Source organism: Sunxiuqinia sp. sy24 (assembly GCF_052677165.1).
Genome location: NZ_JBQYLH010000003.1, coordinates 139,546 through 161,156, shown reverse-complemented (window position 1 = coordinate 161,156; position 21,611 = coordinate 139,546). Strand labels below are relative to the sequence as shown.

General features: G+C 44.0%; 14 protein-coding genes. 4 read left to right on the top strand and 10 right to left on the bottom strand.

Features of this window, described 5'->3' with window-relative positions:
* Positions 1–26: 26 nt before the first annotated feature.
* From ACUNWA_RS04320 to ACUNWA_RS04285, 8 genes are all read right to left on the bottom strand, one after another.
* A complete protein-coding gene (locus tag ACUNWA_RS04320; RefSeq protein ID WP_445590653.1) occupies positions 27–821 on the bottom strand; it encodes an SDR family oxidoreductase in 795 nt (264 codons plus the stop codon).
* Between the two features lie 81 nt (positions 822–902).
* The gene (locus tag ACUNWA_RS04315; RefSeq protein ID WP_445590652.1) at positions 903–3,350 is read right to left on the bottom strand and encodes a DUF5686 family protein; all 2,448 of its coding nucleotides are present in this window, start codon (positions 3,348–3,350) and stop codon (positions 903–905) included.
* Between the two features lie 16 nt (positions 3,351–3,366).
* Entirely contained in the window at positions 3,367–3,954 is a 588-nt protein-coding gene (locus tag ACUNWA_RS04310; RefSeq protein ID WP_445590651.1) for a CDP-alcohol phosphatidyltransferase family protein, read from the bottom strand.
* Between the two features lie 55 nt (positions 3,955–4,009).
* On the bottom strand, positions 4,010–5,152 hold the full coding sequence (locus tag ACUNWA_RS04305; RefSeq protein ID WP_445590650.1) for an SDR family oxidoreductase: 1,143 nt from the start codon (positions 5,150–5,152) through the stop codon (positions 4,010–4,012).
* A 72-nt stretch (positions 5,153–5,224) separates the two neighbouring features.
* On the bottom strand, positions 5,225–5,899 hold the full coding sequence (locus ACUNWA_RS04300) for a diacylglycerol/polyprenol kinase family protein (protein ID WP_445590649.1): 675 nt from the start codon (positions 5,897–5,899) through the stop codon (positions 5,225–5,227).
* Positions 5,900–5,914: 15 nt separating this feature from the next.
* The gene (locus tag ACUNWA_RS04295; RefSeq protein WP_445590648.1) at positions 5,915–6,643 is read right to left on the bottom strand and encodes a phosphatidate cytidylyltransferase; all 729 of its coding nucleotides are present in this window, start codon (positions 6,641–6,643) and stop codon (positions 5,915–5,917) included.
* A 20-nt stretch (positions 6,644–6,663) separates the two neighbouring features.
* Positions 6,664–7,461 (bottom strand): sulfite exporter TauE/SafE family protein, encoded by a 798-nt coding sequence (locus tag ACUNWA_RS04290; RefSeq protein ID WP_445590647.1) that lies wholly within the window; start codon positions 7,459–7,461, stop codon positions 6,664–6,666.
* 80 nt (positions 7,462–7,541) lie between these two features.
* Complete coding sequence (locus ACUNWA_RS04285; protein WP_445590646.1) at positions 7,542–8,177, bottom strand: outer membrane lipoprotein-sorting protein; 636 nt, start codon at positions 8,175–8,177, stop codon at positions 7,542–7,544.
* A gap of 804 nt (positions 8,178–8,981) precedes the next feature.
* On the opposite strand from ACUNWA_RS04285, the gene ACUNWA_RS04280 reads away from it, so the two are divergent.
* On the top strand, positions 8,982–11,612 hold the full coding sequence (locus tag ACUNWA_RS04280; protein ID WP_445590645.1) for a glycoside hydrolase family 3 C-terminal domain-containing protein: 2,631 nt from the start codon (positions 8,982–8,984) through the stop codon (positions 11,610–11,612).
* 31 nt (positions 11,613–11,643) lie between these two features.
* Here the strand turns inward: ACUNWA_RS04280 and ACUNWA_RS04275 are convergent, their stop codons facing one another.
* Positions 11,644–12,294: a trimeric intracellular cation channel family protein gene (locus tag ACUNWA_RS04275; RefSeq protein ID WP_445590644.1), complete on the bottom strand. Its 651-nt coding sequence runs from the start codon at positions 12,292–12,294 to the stop codon at positions 11,644–11,646.
* A gap of 382 nt (positions 12,295–12,676) precedes the next feature.
* Between ACUNWA_RS04275 and ACUNWA_RS04270 the strand changes: the two genes are divergently transcribed.
* From ACUNWA_RS04270 to ACUNWA_RS04260, 3 genes are all read left to right on the top strand, one after another.
* Complete coding sequence (locus tag ACUNWA_RS04270) at positions 12,677–14,884, top strand: DUF4838 domain-containing protein (RefSeq protein ID WP_445590643.1); 2,208 nt, start codon at positions 12,677–12,679, stop codon at positions 14,882–14,884.
* 63 nt (positions 14,885–14,947) lie between these two features.
* Positions 14,948–16,393, top strand: coding sequence for a sulfatase family protein (locus tag ACUNWA_RS04265; RefSeq protein WP_445590642.1), 1,446 nt, complete (start codon positions 14,948–14,950; stop codon positions 16,391–16,393).
* 186 nt (positions 16,394–16,579) lie between these two features.
* Complete coding sequence (locus tag ACUNWA_RS04260) at positions 16,580–18,865, top strand: ATP-dependent helicase (RefSeq protein ID WP_445590641.1); 2,286 nt, start codon at positions 16,580–16,582, stop codon at positions 18,863–18,865.
* Here the strand turns inward: ACUNWA_RS04260 and ACUNWA_RS04255 are convergent.
* Complete coding sequence (locus ACUNWA_RS04255) at positions 18,862–21,555, bottom strand: DEAD/DEAH box helicase (RefSeq protein WP_445590640.1); 2,694 nt, start codon at positions 21,553–21,555, stop codon at positions 18,862–18,864. The genes ACUNWA_RS04260 and ACUNWA_RS04255 overlap by 4 nt on opposite strands.
* Positions 21,556–21,611 lie beyond the last annotated feature (56 nt).

Below are 21,611 nucleotides of genomic sequence, written 5' to 3'. Positions count from 1 at the left end.
ATCTTTTTCAGCATGTTTGATTTCTGCTAATTTTTAATTTTTGTCACGATTTTATAGTATAGCACCGGAATGAAACGCCGGATGTAAACCATCAGGAGTTCCTTTTTTCCGACTAATAGCTCTTTACGGTTTTTTTTGATCGCTTTTACAATTTTTGCCGCGCATAGGTTGGCGTCCATTCCATTGGCCTGGCCTTCATCCATCTTATTGTAAGCTTGCCCGTTTTGGGTTAGGGCATTTAGCGAGATATTGGTTTTTATTCGGCCTGGCGAAACGATGGTGACTTGGATATTATCCAGACTGAGTTCAGCCCTTAAGGATTCGAAGTAACCCTGTACGGCGTGTTTCGATGCCGTATAAGCTGTTCGCCAGGGGAACCCAAACTTTCCGGAGATGCTGCTGATGACAACCAGGTGACCCGATTGATTTTTTAGCATGTGGGGCAGCACCCGTTTGGTCAGGGCTACCACGCTGAAAAAGTTGAGCTCCATGATATCTCGATCGATTTTCAGCGGGGTTTCTTGGGCTAGTGAGCGTTGGCTTTGTCCGGCATTGTTGATGAGTAGATCTACCCGGCCAACTTGTGCCAAAACAGTGCCAGCCACTTCCTCGGTCTGTTGAATGTTGGAAAGATCGACGGGAAAAACATGGCATGAAGCTGTGTGCTGAAGGCAGTTGATTCTCACTTCCTCCAGTTTTTCTTTATTGCGCGCCGACAGGATCAATGCAGCACCTTCGCGGGCGAGGGCGTATGCCAATGCTTCCCCTATTCCGGATGAGGCTCCTGTTATCCAGACGACTTTTTCTTTCAGATTTTTCATTTGACTAGGGTTGCTACTAGCAAATTTATTAATTTTTACGTAAGCTCGTTCATTTGGCTTTCAGTGTCGCTAAATTAAGCTTTAAAAACTCATTTCAGCCCGAAATCGGATGCCGTTTCTGTCGGTGAAATCGGTGTCGGCATAGTTTGAGCCTAGTTGACTAATGTATTCGACCCTTAATACTTTAAAGATATTGGTTAAGCCAAAGCCAATTTCGGCATAGGGCTTGCCTGGATCATTGGCGTAATAGTCGGGCAAATCGAATACGCCTTGATAGGAATCATTTAATTTGCCGTAATGACCTTTAAACGAGATAATCTCACGTAGTTTTAACCTTCTGAACAGCGGAATTCTATTTAGCAGGATACCGCCGCCGTTGAAATGTAAATGCGTATTGGAGTAAAGGTTATGGGCGAATGATGCGTGATGCAATAGGTTGAACCGGTATTTGGCATAGCCCAACGACATAGAGCCCACCGGCTGGTCCAGTAAGTCATAGGGGGCATCTCCAATCAGATAACCGCCATTCAGCATGTAACTCATAAAAACTTGGCCCATGTTTACACGCCCCTGAATTGATCCATGGAACTGGGAATATAGTCCCAGGTTTTCGTCTTCTTGTCCGCGCAGCGAAGTTTTGCCAATATCCCAGCTCAGATTAACCACCGGAGTTGTTGTGGAGTAGTAAATCCTGTCGAAGTAGAACTTGTCGTAATGTTGTCCAAAGGGAATCCGGAGATTGAATAATAGTCCATAGTTCTTGTACTTGTTGTATTCCATCGAATTACGGATAAAACGAACATTGGGCGTTTTTGTACTTTCCAACAGGTACGGAGCTGCTTCCAGGTGAATGTCATTCGGAGCATTGTATTCAAAACGCAGTTCAAAACTTTGCTCTTCTTTTAAATACGGATTCGGCTCTTTGGTGGTCAGCGCCGCAATAAAGTTTCCGTTGCCTTTATTGTTAGGGTTCTTTTTAATAAAACGAAGGTATTTATCCTGCGTAATCAGCGAATAGTCGTTGAAATAGCTGAACCGCAAAAGGAATTTATCTGTTTCCTGTGGCTGATAAATTAGGTTTGCTCCATACTTGAATGCCTTATTTTTGGTCCCATAGCCTAAAAAACCACCTATCGAAAAGCGCTCGAACATTTTGTTACTCGTTCGGAAAGGCAGGGTAAGGCGTTTGCCTTCGATGGTATTGGTGCTGTAAATATCAAATACCGGTCCGATATCCAACTTGCCGGCATTCAGGAAGCCGGTTAAAGCCAAGCCACCAATGGCGTCAATTCCTTTCACAATTTTCTGATCCTTCAGCTTGCTGACCCGGGAATATGAATCCGCATTCAACTCGTGGGCTTCAAATTCGGGCTGGTTGTTCCACTGGTTGGGAGCAATAGTGTTCAGGCGCGTGGATGTCGAGTAGTGAATCGATTTGTTGATCAGCCAGTTTCCGCTTGAAATGTTGTCGGCCCGCTTGGAGCTGTAGGTTGACAGCGAGTCTTTGTTCAGCGATAGTGCCAGGTTGATCCGGATATCTTGCAGATCGTAGAACCAGCCTTCGCCAGGCGTATGCTTATAGCTGACATTACTTCTAAAGCCATTCACAAAGTTGAGGTTAGCTTCTTTGGCAATATAAGCATCAATTTCGGTTAGGGCGAAGCTTCCATCTTCTACCACAAACTGACCTGAAAATAGCGGGTTAAACTTGTTTTTGGGAGCAAATGAAAAGTTGAAATATTTTTTACCATCCTTGATCGTACTATCATTCAAATATATGTTGTAGTACGACATGGCCGAATTGCTTAACGGTGAGATAAATCCCCGTTCCAAAATATTCACCTGATCTTTGTAGAAGTCTAAATCGACAGCAATGTTGAGTAGGATTATGCTTTCAATTGACTGGTTGAGCTGGGGGAAGATCCCATCCTTTTTTTGGTAGACCGTACTAATGTCGTTGTTTGTAACACTTAGGGCTTCCTCAGAAAGGTAAATGGGAGAGAAGCGTAATTCCTGGTTTTCTGCACCAACGGTCACTTCCTCCAGGTTGTTAATGAAACTGGTGATGTTTGAACTGGTGTCGATGGCTACGTAAACCGTTGTATTCGACAAGGTTTTGTAGTTGGCAACTTCCATCACTTGTTTCTGATTTTCTTTTTTGTGTTTCTGAATCTCGTTAAAGAGCACCTTGGCGCGCGGCACTTCGGGGCGAATCGTCACGGAATTCAGTTGCTGGACATTCTCTTCCAGCAATACCACAACATGATTGTTCTCAATCTGACTGATCAGTATTTCTTTGGGAAAGTACCCGACCGATGAGATGTAGAGCGTATCGCTGGCAGATGCCGAAAGCTTAAAAAAGCCATTCATATCGGCCATAGTGCCTTGCGTAGTTCCTTTAATCAGCACATTGGAAAAAGGGATCGGCTCTTTGCTCTTCTGGTCCTGTATATACCCGGTTATGTCAATGCCTCGGGCATAAAAACTACTCATGATCAAGAGTATGACCATAACGGCTTTATGCAACATTCTTATCATTTTAGTGCTATTCCCCTTCCTTCATCAACCAATAAAGTCCTTTTACACCTATTCTGATGTCATCGAGTTTCAGTAAGACAAAAATCTTCTCAGTATAGGCTACCACACCCCAGCCTACTGCCAGGAAGTACATCCAGGGGTAAAAACCAAAGACAAACAGAATGAAAAAGAAGATACTCTGAACGTATCCGGCCGAAACAGCCGAGTATAGGTGTAGCCCCGGAATTTTGCCAAACCGGAAGAATGCAACAAGGTAGCTCAAAACAAATACCGCCAGGAATAAATACAGAATCCAGGCGTGCGATTCAATTTCGGTCCATTTAAAGAGGAATAAGCCCAGCAGTGCCATGGCGTAGGTGCAAATGTCGGCTAGGTTGTCAAGTGCTGCTCCAAAGTTGGTTTGCAGTTTGAAATAGCGCGCAATATTGCCGTCAAGTACATCGCTAACCAAGCTGATGCACAGTAGGATTACAAACCAGCTTTCGATGCCGGCAAGGGCCATGTATAAAATTACCGGAAATACCAGAAGTCGGTAAAGGCTAATGAGATTGGGAACATTCAATACATTTTCCCCTTTAACTATGAGTTGTTTCATTTTCTGTTTGTTTTAATTCGTTTTTGTAATTGCAGGTTCCATCACGCTTCGCAGCTTAGGCTTGCGCTTGGTAAGTGCAGCCATTTCGTGTATGCGGTTTAACCGTCGCTTTATCTTTCTTCTCTGATAGGTTTTGAATAAAGTACTCCAGCATGCTAAAGACGGAGTCTTCATTGGCCTCATTTTCTGCTGATAACCCCAGCTTTTCCAAATTTGTTGTGTCGAATAAGATATTGATGTCGGTATAGCTTCCCGTAAACGACATGCCTATGGATATGATTCTTTCCAGTGCAGTCAGCTCTTGGGGATTTAAATCTTTGGTTGGGATCAGTTGAATAGGAAGCAGCTTGTTGAGACTGTCTATAATGTGGCTGTTTCTTGTCGATTTTCTAGCAATGAAATTCATGATAACCGGAGCGTCGTAAACTTCCACGGTACGGATAAGATAGTTGACCACCGTGTCAATTGGAATCAGGTTTTGCGTGGCTTCCGGATCAACACGAACTCGTACTTTGTGGTTGGGGTGTCGGCTGGCCAGACTGTGTATTCGTTTAGCAAAATCGAATATGCCATAGTCGGTGTTTGTTATTCCTGTTTCGTTGTTTCCAATCACCTGAGAGAGACGTATGATGCGGGCGTTTAAGCCGTTGGTTTTGATTTCATTCTTCAGGATGTTTTCGGCAAATCGCTTCGATTGTTCGTAATAGTTTCTGAAGCTGGAAATAGCTTCGTTGTCGTAAAATTTCTCTTTGAATAAACCGTCAAATTTCCCACAGGAATAGGCGGTACTTATAAAAACAAAGCGCGAAGTTTTTTGGGCATAGGTAGAATAGACTTTGATCGAGTTTTTAAGCCCATCAAGATTTGTTGTAAAGATTTCGTCCTTTGATTTTGAGTCGTATTTTAAACTGGCTGCAAAATGGAAATAGTCTACTTCACTGCTAAAAATTTCTTTTAATTGTTCTGCCTGAAGAGCGAAGTTTTCATTGCCCAGCGCATAGTCATAAACCTCGAGGTTTTGTGTATTAATTTTTTGTCCCTTATTGATTTCAGTCAAGGCTGATTGCATGCGTTCCTGTGCTGTGAATTTTTTATTCGTCCTCACCAAAGCGATGATTTTATAGTTCTGTAAAAGTAGCTTATTGATAAAATTTGCGGCTATATAACCGTTTGCTCCATTGATAATTATTTTCTTCATGTGTCTGTTTTTAACGCTTTCTCGCCTGTGCGATGTCCTATCTTATTTAAGTTCCAATAAAAATTTGATTTTCTATATAAACAGCACCAATATAAGTACTACACTTAATGGAATAGTAAGGTTATCAGAACCTCTCCAGCTGATTAGTTCGGCCAGGGTGCTGACCACGGCAATGGTCAGGGCAAGCCAAAATGTTTTTAAATTGAATAATTCCCAGTGAAAGTACAGGGCAATTAAGCTAATAATAAGGCTGGTGGCAAAAAATGCTCCCGAACCAAGCCATGTTTTGTCGAGTTTGCGCCCAAATAGTTTTATTCTGCCGTTATAAGTTTTTAAGTTCATTCCCAATATGGCTGCCATTGGGTCGCAAACGGCTAAAATCAGCATGGGCAGAATGTAGATAAATTTATTTTCCATCAAGTTGGCTATTAAAAATGTTACATAGATGGAAAGTGGCAATAGGTAGCTGCCGACTGATTTTCGCTGAATATCATGAATTGATTTTAGCTGCTTGCTGTATTGCGTAATAAACAGGGCTGCAAAAAATAGTAGGGCCAACACCAAAACATACCAGTGCGAAGGAAATATGTAGGGAAATGGCACTGTAGCCAGCGTGGCGGTAAAATGTGCAAATTTGCGTGTGATCTCTCCCTTTAACTTAAACCTTCGGTAGTTTATTTCATTGAATGCAAGCAGCAGTATGATGCCAATTAAGTAAACAAATGATAGTACGATTATATTTCCCATAGGATTCCGAAATAATTAAAATTTCAATAGATACATGCACACAGCAATCCAGGCGCCCCCAGCCAGGAGGCTATCGAAACGGTCGAGAAAACCACCATGCCCGGGAATCAAGTTGCTAAAATCTTTTTGTTTGTATTTTCGTTTGTAAAACGAAGCGGCAATATCTCCTGTAAATGCAAAAACGATAATGCCGGCAGCCAATAAAAGCGACTGGGCAATGTTTTCGGCATAAAGTTTATCGAGCCAAAAGCTGCTAGCCAGGGCAACAAGTGCCCCGCCAATAAGTCCTCCATAAGTTTTTTTGGGGCTGATTTCCGGAGCAATCTTTTTTCGTCCCCAAAGCTGGCCGGTTATCTGGCTGAAACTATCGAAAATGGAAAGAACCAAAAACGAAAACAGGATCAATCCTTGAGCTAATCCGCTGAAGAAATAAAACCCAATTGAGAGGAATGCGAAAACAATCACCGATGCCAAAAAGAAGCTTTTGTGTTGAAAGCCGGTTTCCCGAAAGAGCTTGAACAGTTCAAGAAAACCAGCGCCAATAATAAGCACTGATAAGTAGCGAAAAATGGTTGGGTTGATGATAATGCTGAAGAATAAACTATTGATAATGAAAAAGTACGTTATGAACTTGGTGTAGCTTTTTCGGGCAACTTTGGGCTCTTTCTTTCGATTGATCATATAGAAGCCGATACCTCCTAAGAGGAAGTAGATCAGGATTATGATGTAAATTGTTCGAATCATGTTTACGTTATTTAATCTTTTTAGCCTACAATCATTAGGATGCCAATTCCAACCATCACGAAGGCATATAAATAGCGGATCTTATTTTCGGATTTGTCAGTTTTTACTTCGGATAAAATTTTAGGACCAAGCAATGCGCCCACAATCGATCCGGGAGTCAGGAAATAAACAACCATCAGGTCAATCTGCCCGACTAGAAGGTGTGCTCCAATTGCAAAAAGGGTATTGGTTAAAACCACAACCAGCGAAGTGCCAATGACCAGTTTTAGTGGGATATACATCGAAAAAAGCCCGGCTAACACGGGTGCTGTTCCGCTGGTTCCGAAGGTGCCTGTGATAATTCCGGCTAAAAAACCAAAGACCGATCCCTTGGCTTGTTTTCCGATTCTTGTGTTTTTCTCGGTTGTCAATTCTTCATCCGACATTCTTTTTTTCTTCAAAGTGCCCAAAATCATGTTGGCAGCAATCAGTACCGCATAAATCCCAAAGCTGGCTTTTAGTTGCTCGGGACTTATCAGCCCGGTAATGCTTGCCCCAAGAAAGGCTCCCAAAATGCCGGTAAGTGAAAACAGCGCACCAATTCGAAAGTCGATGTTTGTTTTACGGTAATGCCCCAAGGTGCCTACTAAGCAAATGGGTAGCGTGGCTACTAGTGAGGTAATAACTGCTGTTTGCGCCGGAACTCCAATTAAAAGGGTGAGGATGGGAAGAAAGAAAAAGCCTCCGCCACCTCCCAGCATGGTTCCAAAAAGGCCAATGACAAAACCAATCACGGGTAATAAAAAATAAACCGGCTCTATGGATGAATGAAAAATCATAGTTTATGCTTCTCGTAAAGTGTATTCCAGTGAAAACATCGTTTTTTTGATTGTGTTACAAATCAAAGCTGACCATAAGCCTATGACTTTGTTGGAGTAAGTTTAAAATCTTCGATATTTACTTGGCTGAGGTGCTTTACCTGACGGTCTTTCATGTCTGAACTTTTACCTGTTTTGAAATTTTTCACAAGAATCATTTTCGGAAAAAATTTAGCATTTGAATTATTTAGCTCAATATAATCTGAAAATTCGGTTACTCCAACCAATTTGTCTTGAATGTCATATTGCTCCATGCTCATTAGCTGTTCTTTATCCAGTGAAACGAAGGCAATCCGATATTCTTTCTCATCAGGTTTTTGAATTTTAATCCTCTGGCAATAGGTTTCTTTTAGGTAGGCTTTTTCAAGAAAAGTGAACTGAAAGTCGTGGCTAATCATTGATTTGAATTGTTCGATGGGGATTTCCGTTCCCACAATCTTGATGTTTCGCTGGTTGGCCCTTATTTTTTGAACCCGACGGGTTGCCGGCATATAAATTTCAATAATCCCTTTTTTGCTTGGGTAATCTGTCGTTAATATTTTTGTTTCCACTACATTTCTAGGAGCAATCAGTTCAATGAGGATCTTCTTTTTGTCATCAAATTCAGCATACGAAAAAATCAACCCTTTAGTCTTGCTTTTGCCTTTTCGTTCAAATGTTTCTAATTCAAGAATCAAGTGGATATTCTTAAGCGACAGCTTTGGATTGATCGTAAGTTTGCCCAACTGTGAGACAGAAAGTATTGCAAGGGCTATAATCCCGATGATTAGTGGGAGTCTATATTTTTTGATTAGGGTATTCACTGCTTCTTATTGTTCGCTATTTCGATGTGTTCAAATGTTGATCTCTTTGTTTGGATTTTCTACTTCTTTTTGTTGTCGTTATTAAAACGATATTCGTGTATTCGTCTTGTTATTTGATGAGAGATTGATCGCAATTAGAGTGTTTGGTTCTTAATTGTTGTCATCTTTCTTCTACGGAGTTCATTCAAAATCTACTGTTATTGGTGAATTGTCTTCTATTCTAGTTATAAGTATTCTTTGTAATTATCCTTTGTTTTTGTTGATATGGCTGCATGAATTGACAGTCAACTTTTTTTAATAATTAAGTCACTTCATTGATCAAATTGAGGAACCAGAGCTAATGTGTCATCCATTAAATATTCTTTCATGTTTTCCTGTTATTCGACTAAATTCGTTTTCGAGTAGCAAAAGTAGCTTTTTTTACCATTCAACCGGAATATTTTTGAAGAAATTAAAGTCAGCTTAGCATGGATCGATTTATTGTAGCTGTTCGGGGGACCCGGAAATTGGAGATTGGGCGATGCTTTTTCAGCAAGCAGACTTTGGTGTAGAGCAGGAATCTAGCGAAAAAAAAGCGTTTCTCTGTGTCGTATTTATTGAGATAGATATTGAGTTTAAGTTATTAGAAAATTCTTGTACATTTGCAGACCAGACCAGACCAGTTAAAATAAACAAATTATGAAACGAATAACATTACTTCTGGCCTTTGTTTTAGGCCTACTAATTCAGGTTTCAGCTCAGTATGAGTTTCCTTTTCAAAATCCAGACCTCGCGGTCGATGAGCGAGTTGAAGACCTGGTTTCTCGTTTAAGTGTTGAAGAGAAAATTGAACAGCTTCTTTACGAAGCGCCGGCAATCGATCGCCTGGGGATTCCGAAATATAACTGGTGGAACGAGAGCCTGCATGGCGTGGCACGAGCCGGTTACGCTACTGTGTTTCCTCAATCGATCTCCATTGCCGCTTCCTGGGACAAACAGTTGATGAACCGAGTGGCTTCAGTTATTTCTGACGAAGCACGGGCTAAGCACCACGAATTTGTGCGTCAGGGGGAACGAGGCATCTACCAGGGACTGACATTTTGGTCTCCTAATATCAATATTTTCCGCGATCCGCGATGGGGGCGTGGCCATGAAACATATGGCGAAGATCCATACCTGACCGGGCAAATGGGAAAAGAATTTGTACTGGGGCTGCAAGGAGGCGATTCGGATTACCTGAAAGTGGTGGCTACAGCCAAACACTATGCGGTACATTCGGGCCCCGAACCTATTCGTCATGAGTTTAATGCCGAAGTGAGCGAACGTGACTTACGAGAAACTTACCTGCCAGCCTTTCGCACCTTGGTAGTCGATGGAGGCGTTTATTCGGTGATGGGAGCTTACAATCGGTTTCGCGGTGAGCCAGCTTGTGCCAGCCCGCAATTGTTTGATATTTTGCGCAAAGAATGGGGATTTGAAGGCTATGTCGTTTCAGACTGCTGGGCCATTTCCGATTTTTATCAGTTTCATAAAATTGTTCCAGACGCGGCTTCGGCAGCAGCTATGGCTGTAACCGAAGGTTGTGATTTAAATTGTGGTGTGAGTTACAAAGCCTTGGGTGAAGCCATGGATAAAGGACTGGTGACCGAGGATGCGATTGACATTGCCGTGAAGCGTTTGTTTAAAGCGCGGATAAAACTGGGCATGTTTGATCCGGTAGAGCGGGTGGAATACGCTCAGATTCCTTACGATATTAATGACAACCCGGCGCACGATCAATTGGCGCGCGAAGCAGCTCAGTCAAGTATTGTTTTGCTGAAGAATGAGGATTTGCTGCCACTGTCAAAAACATTAAATACCATTGCTGTTATTGGACCTAATGCTGATGACGTACAGTCGTTGTGGGGGAATTACAATGGAGTGCCTTCGCATCCGGTTACGGTTTTGCAGGGAATTCAGAATAAGGTTGCTCCTCAAACAAAGGTGCTGTATGCACAAGGATCGAACCTGGCAGAAGGTGTTCCGGCTATGGAACCGATTCCTTCCATTTATCTTCAAACTAAGAATGGAGAGCAGGGATTGACAGGAGAATATTTTGCGAACAGCGAATTTGAGGGTGATCCACTTTATATGCGGGTGGATGATCGCGTTGACTTTGCGTGGGATATAGGAACGCCAGATCCTCGTCTGAAAACTGGACAGTTCAGCATTCGTTGGTCGGGCTATGTGGTGGCTCCCAAAGACGGGCTTTTCTATTTCAGCGATTGGGGAAAACCGTATATGAAGATTACCGTGAATGGTACCGAGGTAACCGGTGGAAATCATGAACATCATGCAGCAATCAATCCGGTTTTGTTGGAGCTGAAAGCCGGAGAACGTTATGAAATTGTTGCTGAGTACCGTAATTATTATGGGGATGCAACAGCTCGTTTGCTGTGGGCTGTTCCGCAGGAAAACATGTTGGACGAAGCGGTTGAGGCAGCCCAAAAATCGGATGTGGTGGTTTTGGCACTTGGCCTGAACGAGCGTCTGGAAGGTGAAGAAATGCCTATTCATATTGAAGGGTTTGCCGGCGGCGACCGCACCAATATGAATTTGCCAAAGGAGCAGCTTGAATTGATGCAAGCCATTATGAAAACCGGAAAACCGGTGGTGTTGGTCTTGATTAATGGAAGTGCTTTATCAGTAAATTGGGCGGCAGAACATGTGCCAGCTATTCTTACTGCTGGTTACCCCGGGCAGCAAGGTGGAAGTGCTGTAGCCGATGTGTTGTTTGGCGACTATAATCCTGCAGGGCGACTGCCAGTTACCTATTATAAATCGGTGGATCAGCTGCCTCCTTTTGAAAACTATGAGATGGAAGGACGCACCTACCGTTATTTCAACGATCAGCCACTCTTTCCTTTTGGTTATGGCTTAAGCTATACCTCGTTTAGCTATGCCAACTTGCAGGTGCCCGAGAAAATTTCGACCAATGAACCGCTTGATATTTCTGTTGAGGTTACCAATATAGGTGATAGGGATGGTGACGAGGTAGTTCAATTGTACCTGACTGATGAAAATGCGTCAACACCACGTCCTATCCAACAATTGGAAGGATTTGAACGTATTCATCTGAAAAAGGGAGAAACCAAGACCGTGAGTTTTACACTCGATCCAAGACAATTGTCGCTGATCAATAAGAAAGAACAGCGCGTGATTGAACCCGGCTGGTTTTCCGTATCGGTTGGTGGTGAGCAACCTGGCTTTTCGGGAATGAATGATGCCTCAACAACCACAACGGTAACCGGGCGTTTTCAGGTAAAAGGAAAAACAAGTCTCGTAGAATAAGCTTTCGTTTGTTGGTCGTTCAAAACCAATTTTAGTTCTCCTGTTCTTTTTTGTCTTCGTTACGATAAAGAGAAGGAAGTGAAATATTGTAATGGACGACTAGCAAACGCAGGATAATAATAAACAGTACCGGTACAATTTGAAGAATGGGGTTGATGACATGCAAATGGTGCAACAACAGGTAGAAAATGGAGCCTAGGATACAGACCGTGGCATAAACTTCTTTCTTGAAGATTACCGGTACTTCGTTGGTCAAAATATCGCGTAAAATACCTCCAAATACTCCGGTGATGGTTCCCAGGATCACACAATTGACGGCAGCTAATTCATATTCAATTCCAATTTGGACTCCGGTAATGGTATAGAGTGCCAGCCCAATGGCATCGAAAAATACGAGCGGGCGGTGGATATGTAGCAGGCGCGAGCGAAATATAACAGTAAAGATGGTTCCAACCATGATGATATGGATGTAGCCGGTTTGCTCAATCCAAAATGCAGAACGTCCGGTCAGTAGCATGTCGCGAATGGTTCCACCTCCCACGGCCGTAACAAAGGCGATAATCAACACCCCAAAGGCATCAAAACGCTTCGACATGGCGGTGAGTGTTCCGGAGATGGCCAAAACAAATGACCCTAAGATACTGATGATATTCATCGCGTTTTCCATAGTGCTTAACTGCATGTGCTTTCTGTCTATATTATTTAAAAAATGGTTAGGAGTTTTAACCTATCCGCTATTTTTGAGGCGGCAATATTACGCATTTTTAAGCTGAAAAGAAGAGGCATTCGTCGCCACTTTCCTGGGTTCATAATGAATGCTTAATACTCAGCGCCCGGAGGTTTAAAATGCTTTGGCATTTCACAAGCGAATCCGGCAGATATCTGATGCAGGAAGTTTATCCAGCGACTTCATTTTTTTTGCAAAAAAGGAATTGAACCCCTTTATCCTATCGTGTTTAAGGTTCGGGCATCCTGATATTTTTTCTAACTTCGTTGTACGAAACTCAAGCATGGGGAGTTCTCTAACGGCATGAACGATTCATTGATCACAAAAACAAATTCGTATGAAAAAACTACTCTTAATCCTGCTAACCTTAGCTACTTTGGGGGCTTGTACCTCAAAAAATGAACTGACCATCATCAAAAATGGTCGATCCGATTATGAAATCCGGATTAACGATCAGGCATGCCAGAAAGCGGCTCAACAACTTCAGCATTATCTCGAACAAGCGTCAAGCGTCAAGCTTCCCATTGTGATGGAAACTGCAGCAGATCCTTCCAAACCTGCTATTTTAGTCTTTACTGACACGGGCTTACCGCAGGCTTATTCCATTGCCATTCAAACCGAAGGTAAGAACCTGCTGATCTCGGGAGGCGATGCGCAAAGTACTGGCTATTCCGTTTATGAGTTTCTTGAAAAGTATGTGGGCTGTCGGTGGTTCTCGCCAACTGTTGAGCAGGTGCCATCCAATTCAACCATCGCTTTGACTTTTCCGGTCAATTACGTGTACACGCCCGAAATTACCACCCGAACGGTCCATTCACGCTTGTTTTACGAAGACCATGCGTTTGCTGATCACCAAAAAGTAACCACAGGAGCTTTTCCGGGCTATGTTCCTGAAGGCCGGGTTCATACTTTTCACCGCTTTGTTCCAGAGCTTAGTTTCTACGACAAACATCCCGAATACTATGCCTTACGCGGCACAAAGCGGCTACCTACCCAATTGTGTTTAACGAATCCGGAAGTGCTAGAAATCGTCATCGACTCCGTGCAGGAGTGGTTTGAAAGGTACCCTGATGCCCACGTGATTTCCGTGAGTCAAAATGACAATACTCAGCATTGTCAATGCGAGAACTGTCAAAAGATTGATGAGGAAGAAGGTTCGCCCAGCGGCAGCATGATTCATTTTGTCAATTCCGTGGCGCAGGCATTTCCGGATAAAACCATTTCAACCTTAGCTTATCAATACACCCGGCAACCTTGTAAAACCAAACCACTTGATAATGTGCTGGTAACCCTTTGCTCTATTGAATGTGACCGGAGTGCTCCCATCGAAGAGAAATGCAGCGATTTTGCCGAAGACCTTGTTGGCTGGAAGCGGCTGACCGACAACATTCGCATTTGGGATTACACCACCCAGTTTACCAACTTTCTGGCACCCTTCCCCAATATGCGCACCCTGCAGCCCAATATTCAGTTTTTCAGAGATAATCATGCAAAATGGATTTTTGAGCAACATAGCCATCATCCGAGTGAGCTGTTTGAATTACGGTCATATTTAACCGCCAAACTCCTATGGAATCCTGATCAGGATGTAGAGGCCATTATGGTCGAATTTGTGCAGGGTTATTACGATGAAGCCGGACCCGCCATAAAAAAATACATCGATTTGGTTCATTCATCGCTCGAAAGCGATCCTGATTTCTTTCTTTACTTGTATGGTGATCCAGCCCAAGCTTTTCAATCCTTCCTATCGCCTGAGCTGCTCAAACAATACAATGCCTTTTTTGATGAGGCAGAGGCAGCTGTTGCTAACAAACCAGCCGTTTTACAACGGGTACGAACCGCGCGAATCAGTACCGACTATGCGCAACTCGAGATGGCCCGAAATGGCATGTCGCCGGATTACCAGCTACTGGCAAACGGAAACATCTCGCCTGATGTACAAACGCGGCTCAAGCGTTTTGCATCCAGCAGCCAACAGGCCAACATTAGCCTGATGAATGAAATGGGTTATACGGTAGAAGAATACTTAAGCTCATTTGAGCAAACATTGGAACGCGCGGCGCAACCAAATCTGGCACGAGGAGCAAAAGTGCAGCTACTCACACAACCAAAGAAATACGCCGATGAAAATCCCCAAGTTCTTACAGATGGAGCTTTTGGCGGTAGTAACTTCTATGCAAACTGGCTGGGCTTTGAAGGGAACGATATGTCAGTGGTGATTGACTTAGGAGAAGCCAGGAGCTTCAGCAACATTTCTGTTGGCTTCCTGCAGGTAACCAACCACATTGTATTCTTCCCGGAATGGGTGACTTTCTCTGTTGCAAACGACAACAAGAACTTCCGGAAACTTCAAACTGTTTCAACTCAAAAGCCAATCAGCAAGGAAAGCAAACGAAACGACATGGAGTACTTTAAAGCCAGTTTCCCGGAAACACAGGCCCGCTATGTTAAGCTTGTCGCCAAAAACGTAAGTAAAGCTCCGGTATGGCACAATGCTGCTGGCTTGCCGGTATGGATCTTTGCTGACGAAGTGATTGTTAACTAAGCAAATGGTGGTCTTTACAGACACGCAGCTCAAAAAATAAATCAGTTTTATACGTAGTACATCATGAAAATCACACAGTTTAAATTTTTAGGAATCTTCCTGCTCGCTTTAGGAGGGGCCTGTAGTAATCCGGAAATTGAGGAGAACACCAAGCCCAATGTAGTTTTGTTCTATCTTGACGACAGCGGGTACGGAGATTTTGCCCATAACGGAAACCCAACTATAAAAACACCCAATATTTCAAAGCTGAAGGAGAATGGCATCAACTTCACGCAGTTTTATGTGGGCACAGCAGCCTGTTCCGCATCGCGTTATTCGTTGATGACCGGACGTTATCCCGGGCGGTCGGGATTAGGCTCCTGGGTAATTGGCCCGGGATCAAAAAGGCATATCCATGAAAAAGAGATTACGCTGGCCGAGGGCCTGAAGTCAGTTGGGTATAAAACCGGCATGTTCGGCAAGTGGCATTTGGGATCGCCGAATGAGGGGAATGGGTTTTCGCAGGAAACCTTGCCGCTGGCGCATGGTTTTGACGAGTGGATTGGAACCAATGTGTCGCACGATTACAGTAATTCCATGCTTCTGAAGAGTGATCCACAGGGGAATAATCCAATTTCCGGATATGATTTGATTGCTGAAAACCTGCCATCGGATGTAAAAGCCTCGGAGTCATTGACAGGGGTTTGTACAAAAGCTGCCATCGACTTTATTAAACGAAATAAGGAGCATCCGTTTTTTGCCTATATCCCCTATAATATGCCACACCTGGGGCTTTTTGTTAGTGACAAGTTTAAAGGAATTTCGCGCAATGGAACGCTTGGCGACGTGATGGAGGAACTTGATGCAGCAATTGGCGCAGTTTGTCAAACCTTAGAGGAGGTTGGTGTGAGCGACAATACCATTATTATTTTTTCTTCGGACAATGGACCGTGGATTCTTTTCAGTGATAAGTCTGAATCGAAGTATGGCGATACGCGTTTGCAGGTTGGCTATGCCACTCCTTTTCGCGATGGTAAAGGTTCAACCTGGGAGGGCGGACATCGCGTACCCGGTATTATCAGCTGGCCCGCCAAAATCAAAGGAAATCGTAACGAGCAAACACCAATCAGCACCTTGGACATATTGCCAACAATTTTCGCAATTGCTGGTGTTGACTTGCCTCAGGACCGCACCATTGACGGACGAGACATTTGTTCGATACTGATGCCTGAAAAATATACCAGTCAGCCCGACAAATTTAATTTTATCTACTCCTACGCCGACAATCAGGCTTCTGCTATCCGGAAAGGCCCGTGGAAATTGCACATTCGCATTGGCTCGCAAACTAAAAATAACTATGGTTTTACGGCGTCGCGAGAGACTCCATTGTTGTTTCAGGTTGAAAAGGACTTGGGCGAAAGAATCGATGTGGCCAACGAGCATCCCGAAAAAGTTGCGGAGCTGTTAACCGAATTAGAGCGCTTTGAAGAACAGATGAAAGTGGAAGGCTCTTTTTGGGATGAAAAATAGAATCGGACAGGTGCCTGGTTTTGGACTATAATCGATTTTGGTACAACTGTTTTTTTGGTGGAGTTGGTTGTTGGTGTATGGCTTTCGTTACCAGCAGTCAACTCCACGAATAAATACTTGGCTGCGGGTCTCTTTATTTTGTGAGCTAAAATATTGCTCTACATTTGTGGCTTTAATCATTAGTTTATGCGTTATAAGCGTCTTCGTTCGCAACTAAAAGGTGCCCGCCAGGATAGTTTTGACGAGCTTGCCAAGGCTTTTGAAGCAGATGTAACGGGCATGCAGCCAACGTTTACACCTGTTATCAGTGAGCCTGTTTCTGATTACAAACAGGAGATTGAACGGATTCGTAAAATTAATGCCAAACTGGGATACACCTTCGAACGCCTCAATAAACATCAGCGGCATGCTGTGTTTCATCGGGCCCCAAATGTCCTTCTGTCAGCTATGGTGGGCAGTGGAAAAACCACGGTTCTGATTGCTAAAATCTTCTTCCTTCATTTTGTTGAACAAGTTCCTTTTGATCAGATTGTGGTATTGACATTTACCAACAAGGCTGCCCGCGAAATAAAGGAGCGAATTGCTGTTTTTCTGGGTGAAGTGGATGCAGGCATGAACGAGCAATTGCTTTACTTTGGCACCTTTCACGCGGTGGCCCGTCAGCTTTTGCAGGAACATCCTCTGTTGCATGAAGTGGGTTTTAAGCCCGGTTTTATGATCATGGATGAGTCGGAAAAACAGGCCTTTCTGGAACGCTTGATTGTTCAGGAAAACCTGGAGATTAAATATCAAAACAAGTTGGCAAAACGTTGGCGGAAGTTCCACCAGAATGGTGAAACAACCATGGGCAATATGAAGTATGAGGATGATTTTGCTGAATTGTCACTCTTGGCAGAGCAAGAGAAGCGCCGCACCAACACCATGGACTTCGATGATTTAATAAGCTTGTGCAACACCTTAATGAAGAAACAGCAGTGCATTCAACCCAAGTGGATTGTGGTGGATGAGTTTCAGGATTGCAATGCAGAACAACTTCAGTTGATTGAGTTGTTAAAAGGCAACGATGCTCAGTTGTTTGTGGTGGGCGATCAAAACCAAAGCATCTATGGCTGGCGAGGGAGCAGGGAATATCTGTTTCAGGAAATGCACCCCAAATGGGAAGCTGTTTGGATGGAGCTTCCGCAGAATTACCGGAGTACGGGAACCATTCTTTCGGCAGCAGAAGCCTTGCTTCAGCGTAACCAGGGAAGCCTGATTGCCACCCGCCAAAGTGGAACTCCTATCGAAATTATCCGTCATTTTGATGATCATCAGGAAGCCTTTTATCTGCGGGAGAAGCTGCTTAGCCTGCAAAAGCAACAGGTTGCCTTGGATACGGTTGCTGTTTTGTTTCGCACTCATCAACAAATCAAAATTGTGGAAACGGTACTGGAGCAAGCTGTTATTCCGTACCAGTTGGTAAAACGAAGCGAATTGCACGAAAACCCGGCGCAGGCGTTTTTACTTCGAATTTTTAAAGTGTCCATCAATCCGAATGATTTTGATGCTTGTTTGGCCTTGATTTGCGACCCCAGTTTTGGAGCATGTAAACGCAGCAAAAAGCTGATTCAGACCCTTCGGGAACGGAATACGGAAACTTCTGTTTCGCAAGCACTGCGTGATTACCTTTCCACGCTAAAGCAGCGGGCAACAGCCCACATTCGGCTGCTAGATCAACTGGAACGTTTTAAAGACGAATTTCTGCCTGAGACCGATGCCTCGGCAGAGCAACTCATCGATTTTTTGGAGATTCGCTCCATTTTGAAGCCCACTTCAATTCATCATGCGGAATACCTGGCTGATATAACAGAAGCTTGGGAGCAACTGATGCGCTATCGGAAAGAGCAGGGGTGGGGAGATGCAACTTCAATCTTTCAAGTGGCCATCGATCAGGTTGTGCTGGAAGGATCGTTTCAGATTAACGACCGGATTAAGGAAAAGGGCGGAGGCGTGCACTTGCTAACAATTCATGCGTCGAAAGGCCTGGAGTTTGATCGGGTGTACCTGGCTGGGGTAAATACCGGGATCATTCCTTTAGCCCGCCACCAGCGCGGAAGTGAAAATTTGAAAGAAGAGAAGCGCCTTTTGTTTGTTGCAATAACCCGGGGAAAAAACCAAGTTGAGATTGGCTGGCACGCGCAGCCCACGCTGCGTCATGTCGAACCAAAACCTTCTTATTTTCTGAATGCCATTCCTGAGACTCTGCTGAAGCGAAGCGTTTCGGCTGCCGGTGTTGCTGAAACCGTTTCGGCAGAGCACGAGTCCGACCTTTGGAAGAAGGACATGTTGGTGCAACACAAAAAGTACGGTCCCGGCAAAGTGATTGCGGTTGAGGACAAGGAACTGATTTGTCATTTCGACGCTGTGGGAGAAAAATCCTTCTCCAAAGCGTTTGCTGACGTATTGCTGCAAAAAATTGCAAGCAGCGCTTAAGCCTCTTTTTGACCGCCCATCATCCTGCGAATTTTCAGCTCTTTTCGCAGGTCTGTTTCACTGGCAGCCCGTAAGCTTAAAGTGTACGAAACGGGAGCCTCGACCACTACCGATAATTCTTTTTTCAAGCCTTTTATCACGGTTTCATTGTTTGCTATCTTCAAAATGCCTGGCGGAAGGAATAAAACGACCGTTTCTGCCGATTGCTCTAATCGAGTTACCTCTTTTAGAAACTTAGCACCAAAGCGATCTTCTTTATTGAAACGATCCAACAACACGTCCCAGTTGGACTTAAGCTCTTCCCACTTCATTTTAGGTAGAGCTGATTCTTGCGGACGGTTCAAGTGTTTCTCATCAACTCCTGCAAGAGGAGATTTTAGTTCCTTGTAGAAATTACGAAGTGCCCAAAGAATTAAGTTTTTATCAATCCGATGGTCGCCTACGCAAACGGGGCAGCCCTTCTTGCAACTACAACTCTTCACTAAAACTCCAGCATTCTGAATAATCTGATCGATGTAATCAAACACTTTTTCAGAGAACCCCAATCCGCCGGGATAGCCATCGTACAATACAACCGCATACCTGGTTCGCTTGGTTTTCATATCAACAAACGAAAGAGTAGAACCTTCCAAGTCGCTATCGGTAGCCATTACGCGCATCGAAGCAGCGGCTTTAATGCAATGCACCAAGCCTTCGGTGTAATCGAACCTTGGAGCTTTACCATCGGGAGCGCCTTGCTCCAGCGATGGTGCTTTGCCTGTTGCCACAAAGGTACGCACCACATTCTCGGGGATCTCGATCCAACAGGCCTCGGTTTCCATTTTTGTTTTTAAGATCTCTGACAAATCAGTGAACCCCAAATTCTGATGTGTATTGAATTCCACCATCTTAAAGCCGGTGATTAAAACTGTTACCCGAACATCGCCAAAGTACCGGTTGAGTCGCTGCTCTTTGATCTGTTCATGCTCCATTAAAATGGCAATATTGCCCGGCTTGTGCGGTTCTGTATAATAATTTGAATGGACTTTTTTGATGAAAGCGGTTTTGGTCTCCAGATCCAACCGGATCGATTTATACTGCACACTGTCGTGCAAATAAATGGCTCCCGGATAGAACTCTTTTTTAGCCTGAATCAGATCAACAACCGTTACTGTTTCCTCTTTTTCAACATCGACAATTTTTATGGTGTCGCCCGTAATGTTACGCAAGCTAATTTCATGGGCGGGTGAAATATCTCCACTCCATTGGTACGTGTTATTTTGTTCTACCAATTCTCCTTCTCTCTGCAGCAAGGGGATAATCTCGCCCAGGTCGAGAAACGAAGCCACGTCGTCAATGGTTAGTGGCAATTCGGCCGAGGCTGCCCGAATATGAGCCAACTGGATATAGAGATTGTCGCGATCGATGATTGCATTTTCTGAATCGGCGTGTAATAGCCAGTCTGGATGTTTCCCTACGTATTGATCCAGCGGCTTTTCTTTGAGCATGACAATGGCATGAGCCTCTGAACCGTTTCTTCCTGCCCGACCGAGCTGTTGCCAAAAACTGGCGCGTGTTCCGGGGAATCCCCCCATCACGACTGCATCCAGACTTCCGATGTCAATTCCCAGCTCGAGCGCATTGGTTGAAACGACTCCCAGCAGAGCCCCTTCAAACAGGTCTGTTTCAATTTTAGTTCGTTCTACAGGCGTATAACCTCCACGATAGGCCGATAGTTTATTAGACATGTTAATGCCATATTCCATGGGGTCGGAAGCCAAAATATCGCGACTCTCTTTGGTCACAATCTCTGTTTCGCGACGCGATTGACAAAAGGTTATGGAGCGAACGCCCGACAATACCAACTGTGGCAGAATCACTTTGAGCTCTTCGGTAACCGCTTTTTTGCGTTGCGCTTTTTCTAAATATTCAGGCTGAAAGAAATGGATGTGTTTGGCTGGCGAAGGTGATCCATCCTGATCGATCAGCTCAAAGGGTGTGTGGCAAATATTTTCCGCCAGTTCCTGCGGATTGGCAATGGTTGCCGAACTACACAAAAAGCGGGGTTGATTGCCATGGTAGTCGCAAATCCGTAGTAACCTTCGAAATACATTGGAAACATGCGAACCAAACGCACCACGATAGGCATGCAGCTCATCGATCACAATGGTGTCGAGATTGGCAAAAATATGTGGGAACCCATATTTGTTATGGTTGGGCAAAAAGCCCGCATTAATCATGTCGGGATTAGTGAGAATGATGTTGGCCTGCTCGCGAATTCGGCTACGCTCATTGGGTGGAGTATCGCCATCGTAAACACCTGCTTGTATTCTATTCTCGCCAAAGAAAGCCACAAACTCTTTGATGTTTCGGTACTGGTCTTTGGTTAAGGCTTTGGTTGGATAAATAAAAATAGCTCGGCGCGATGGATTTTCGAGGATTCGTTGCACCACGGGCAAGTAAAACGACAAAGACTTTCCGCTGGCAGTTCCGGTTGTAATCACGACACTTTTACCTGCATACGCTTTTTCGAACATCTCGCCCTGATGCGAATAGAGTTTTTCGTATCCGTTTTGTGTCATCCAATTTCGTAATTCAGGATGTAAGCTTGTCGGTGGATCAACAAAAATAGCCGGACGCGCCTTCAAACTGCGAGCTGCGATAATACGCTCATTATGTTTCAACAAAATACGAGATACTGCATTACTCATGGCTTTGCTTTTTTAGACACCGGCAAAGATAGGTTTTATCAATATCCGGAGGCATT

Excerpts from the sequence above, each read along its gene's own strand:
- ACUNWA_RS04320 (WP_445590653.1), bottom strand. The coding sequence starts at position 821 with ATGAAAAATCTGAAAGAAAAAGTCGTCTGGATAACAGGAGCCTCATCC.
- ACUNWA_RS04315 (WP_445590652.1), bottom strand. The coding sequence starts at position 3,350 with ATGTTGCATAAAGCCGTTATGGTCATACTCTTGATCATGAGTAGTTTT.
- ACUNWA_RS04310 (WP_445590651.1), bottom strand. The coding sequence starts at position 3,954 with ATGAAACAACTCATAGTTAAAGGGGAAAATGTATTGAATGTTCCCAAT.
- ACUNWA_RS04305 (WP_445590650.1), bottom strand. The coding sequence starts at position 5,152 with ATGAAGAAAATAATTATCAATGGAGCAAACGGTTATATAGCCGCAAAT.
- ACUNWA_RS04300 (WP_445590649.1), bottom strand. The coding sequence starts at position 5,899 with ATGGGAAATATAATCGTACTATCATTTGTTTACTTAATTGGCATCATA.
- ACUNWA_RS04295 (WP_445590648.1), bottom strand. The coding sequence starts at position 6,643 with ATGATTCGAACAATTTACATCATAATCCTGATCTACTTCCTCTTAGGA.
- ACUNWA_RS04290 (WP_445590647.1), bottom strand. The coding sequence starts at position 7,461 with ATGATTTTTCATTCATCCATAGAGCCGGTTTATTTTTTATTACCCGTG.
- ACUNWA_RS04280 (WP_445590645.1), top strand. The coding sequence starts at position 8,982 with ATGAAACGAATAACATTACTTCTGGCCTTTGTTTTAGGCCTACTAATT.
- ACUNWA_RS04275 (WP_445590644.1), bottom strand. The coding sequence starts at position 12,294 with ATGCAGTTAAGCACTATGGAAAACGCGATGAATATCATCAGTATCTTA.
- ACUNWA_RS04270 (WP_445590643.1), top strand. The coding sequence starts at position 12,677 with ATGAAAAAACTACTCTTAATCCTGCTAACCTTAGCTACTTTGGGGGCT.
- ACUNWA_RS04265 (WP_445590642.1), top strand. The coding sequence starts at position 14,948 with ATGAAAATCACACAGTTTAAATTTTTAGGAATCTTCCTGCTCGCTTTA.
- ACUNWA_RS04260 (WP_445590641.1), top strand. The coding sequence starts at position 16,580 with ATGCGTTATAAGCGTCTTCGTTCGCAACTAAAAGGTGCCCGCCAGGAT.
- ACUNWA_RS04255 (WP_445590640.1), bottom strand. The coding sequence starts at position 21,555 with ATGAGTAATGCAGTATCTCGTATTTTGTTGAAACATAATGAGCGTATT.